Origin of the sequence: Succinimonas sp. (assembly GCF_045225735.1) — a bacterium.
Taxonomy (GTDB): Bacteria; Pseudomonadota; Gammaproteobacteria; order Enterobacterales; family Succinivibrionaceae; genus Succinimonas.
In genome coordinates, this window is the sequence record NZ_JBGVBR010000344.1 from 1 (window position 1) to 3600 (window position 3600).

Here is a 3600-nt window from a genome sequence, read left to right on the forward strand (position 1 = left end):
ACAGAACCTTTAATGCGTATAACGAGACTGCTTCCATTACCGTTAAGTAATACCGGAAGCTTTCTCCTGGAAGGAAGCTTTTTCTGAACGGAAAAAGAAAACGAAACTCCGCCTTCGGGCGGGGTTTTTTATTGGGGGCTGTAATTAAAAGCAAGGGTGGCAAAGATTTGAAAGATGCTAGGAAAGAGCAAGGTCAGGGGCCGGGCCCGGCCCCTGGGTAATTAATCGTCAAGTCTTTCGCGGGCTGCGTTTTGGAAGAAAAGTCCCAGAGTAAGAAAAACCAGGATATAGGAGTAAACGTAGCTGAAGCTGAGAATATTGCTAAGATCAACACTGTGAGACAGGGCCTTCCGGAGTCCCTCGATAAGCTGCAGGATAGGGTTTAATTTCATGGGCTCGGCGATATAGGAGGGAAAGCTGTCAAGAGTGAAAAACACTCCGGAAAGGAAAAAACCGATTCTTACAATAATTGGCCAGATTTTATCAAGAATCGGGTAAAAAACCGCCATGGCTGACATGAAAAGACCGGCGGAAAAACCCAAAAGCACTGCGGTTATAATGCAGTAAATAAAAAGCAGCGCATCGGTGATTTCAAACTCTATGCCGTATAATACCGCCAAAATAATCACTGCAATGGCAGACTGAACGTTGGTAAAGAAAACAAACAGGCACCGCGAAATCATGATATCCAGGGGAATAACGTGGGGAAATGAGAGAATCGCTGAATTTGCCTGAATGGCGGACATGCATTTTGAAACGCTTTCAGTTACCACATAGAAAATGAAAAAACCGCATAGACAAAAATATACGATATGAAGTCCCTTTTCAAACTGCAGTCCTGAAACGAGACGTATCGCTATCATAATTCCGACGCCGAACACATCTCGTAGCAGGGCCCAGAAATATGCTAGCTTGTCTGTGCCGTAAAGGGTGTAGGTTTCTCTTAAAAACAGAGCTTTAATCACCGTGAACATGCAGTGACAGGCACCCAGGAAATTTTGGCGGAATTTTAGTTGTCTACGTGATAACATTGCAAAAAACTTTAATAAAAATATAGAAGCATTACAAGGAGGCAATGCCGGTATTAACTGTTAATTTAATTTTAAAGCATGATGATATTAAAATAAATGATAAGTCCCCGGGCGGCAAAAACCGAGATGCTTTCAAATCGAAATTTATCATTATTTAATCCGCATTCGTACTTTGCAAAGTTTATCACAAAATCAGAAGCTCTTAAATACGAGACACGCTATTTTGCGAGGATGACTGGGAGGGGAATGCCGGAAGGCGGTCTGAAAGCAAAAAACCGGGAAACCCCGGTCTTGTGTCGCAAAGCCCCCGGAACAATACTGCTTCCAGGGCAGCAGGAAAGGCGTGACCTCAGGAAAGGGACTACAGCGCAGCCACTCCGAGAATCATTACAGCCATCAGAATCGCAAAAATAAGAAAATCGCTTGAATACTCAAGCACCGTGAAAAAAACATCAGAGTTACTGTCATTCATATCCGCTGCTCCTTTTTCGGAAAGCCCGAAAAAACAGTTAAAAGACAAATATGAAGATCTTGCTTTCCCGAAGAGTCAAGGCTCGCGGGGTAACTTTGTGTTTCAGTTCCGTGATGATCATTATGTAGTAGTAAAGCAGCGATATCACAAAGCAAAAAAAGAGAACACCACCGCCTGATATGATAATTCTCCCACAGAAAGCATCTCATGTGAACAAAGTCAGTTTGGTTCTGTAACCTATGTCCAAGTTATTTTGCTTTAGTGTTCATTAATATTAAAAACACAATATATGGCGGGGTATGTATCATGGTTGCACCGGATATCGTGCTGCGAAAGAAAGGAGAATTACCGCATAAAGCTATTCCGATAAGCATCCCATACAGGTTCAGGCAGGGAAAAATCAGAAACAGGGAAATGGGGATTGTCAGCTGTAAGCCGACCAAACTTGATTAATGTCTGAAAAGTATTAATAAATGAGAAGGAGATCAAATTACGCTAAAACGGAAAAAGGCTCATAAGAGCCTCTTCCTGCTTTTTTAAACCGTATGATACCGACCTTTGGCGTCTGGTCAGTACCGTCAAGCCGTCAATACCATCAAGCTACGATGTTAATGTTGGATCCGAGACGATCTGAAGGCACCGCGCCGGCAGCATTTACGTGAACGCGAGATCCGCCTGAAGCCAGAGTTCCGGGATTGGTCTGGGCGGTATCCTGAATAAGCTTGAGAGCCATCTGACCGTCGGCTTCCTGAGCCTTCTTAGCGAGAGCTACCTGCATGGCTTCCATGCCGTAGTTGTCTGAACTGATTGATGATGCATCCATGACAGCATCCTCCGAGTTTGTTTAATTTAGGTACAACTCAACACATTACATTCTAGCATTTTCTGACCTGAGCGTCCGTCTTTGGCCCTGAGGCGGGTGCTGTTTTTACGACAGGGATCACGGTTAACTTTTCATGCCATGAGGCATTCATGATTTCCCCTGAAAAACTGTCTCTGCTGCCGTTATTTCGTATGAAAAAATGTAAATTGCTTTGTCTCTTCGTTTGAAAAAATGTAATCTGAAGAAAAAGACAGAGAGAATGCACGTGGCGGAAAATGGAACGACAGGCATACCAAAAGCTCCTTGACTGGAAAAAGAAGAAGGACAGAAAGCCTCTTATCCTGAACGGAGCGAGACAGGTGGGGAAGACTTGGCTTATCAAGGAGTTCGGATCCCGGGAATATGAGAATCTGGCTTACATAAACTGCGATGAAGTTACCGCAATGAAAGGTGTTTTTTCCGATTTCAATACGGAGAGACTGCTGCGGGTTTTTTCCGCCATCTCCGGTGTTACTATAAAACCAGGGGAGACCCTCATTGTGCTGGATGAGATACAGGAAGCTCCTTTGGGACTGACCGCCTTGAAATATTTTTGCGAAAAGGCTCCGGAGTACCATCTGGCGGCAGCAGGCAGCCTGCCGGGAATTGCCTTGCATGAAGGAACCGGTTTTCCGGTGGGGAAGGTTGACGAAATAAAGCTTTATCCCCTGTCATTTAAGGAGTTTCTGCTGGCTCTGGGCAAAACGGCTCTCGTTCGGGAGATGGAGACGTGCCGCTGGTCAGAGGTGTCATCCCTGTCAGCCATATACATTGATCTCCTACATTGATCTCCTGCGGCAATACTATTACACCGGCGGAATGCCGAAGGCAGTAAGGTCATATACTGAAGATAAGGATATCTTCCGGGTGAGAAATATCCAGAAGCAAATACTGGCTGATTACAGGCGGGATTTTTCCAAACATGTTCCTGCAGATATGCTGCCCAAGGTGAATATGGTATGGGATGCTATTCCGGCCCAGCTTGCCAGGGAAAATAAAAAATTCATGTACAGCGCGATAAAGAAGGGCGGCCGGGCCCGGGAGTTTGAAAATGCCATTCAATGGCTGATTGATGCCGGTCTGGTATATAAGGTGCTCCGTGTTGCCAAAGCCGAAAAGCCGCTGAAATTTTATGAGGATCCGGAAGCCTTTAAATTATTTCTGCTTGATTTGGGGTTATTAGGAGCATTGTCCGATGCGGATGCCGGAGATGCGCTGGTAAATAATAAGGCCTT

The 3600-nt window shown here is 44.9% G+C and carries 4 protein-coding genes; 2 read left to right on the forward strand and 2 right to left on the reverse strand.

Annotated features, from left to right (window positions below):
• Positions 1-221: 221 nt before the first annotated feature.
• Entirely contained in the window at positions 222-974 is a 753-nt protein-coding gene (locus tag ACJROR_RS12115) for an ABC transporter permease (RefSeq protein WP_406547249.1), read from the reverse strand.
• A 1124-nt stretch (positions 975-2098) separates the two neighbouring features.
• Entirely contained in the window at positions 2099-2326 is a 228-nt protein-coding gene (locus tag ACJROR_RS12120) for a hypothetical protein (protein ID WP_406547250.1), read from the reverse strand.
• Between the two features lie 275 nt (positions 2327-2601).
• Here ACJROR_RS12120 and ACJROR_RS12125 point away from each other — a divergent pair, with 275 nt between their 5' ends.
• A complete protein-coding gene (locus ACJROR_RS12125; RefSeq protein WP_406547251.1) occupies positions 2602-3153 on the forward strand; it encodes an AAA family ATPase in 552 nt (183 codons plus the stop codon).
• Positions 3154-3232: 79 nt separating this feature from the next.
• Positions 3233-3600: DUF4143 domain-containing protein (locus ACJROR_RS12130; RefSeq protein ID WP_406547252.1), on the forward strand; the 368-nt coding region annotated here is incomplete at its 3' end.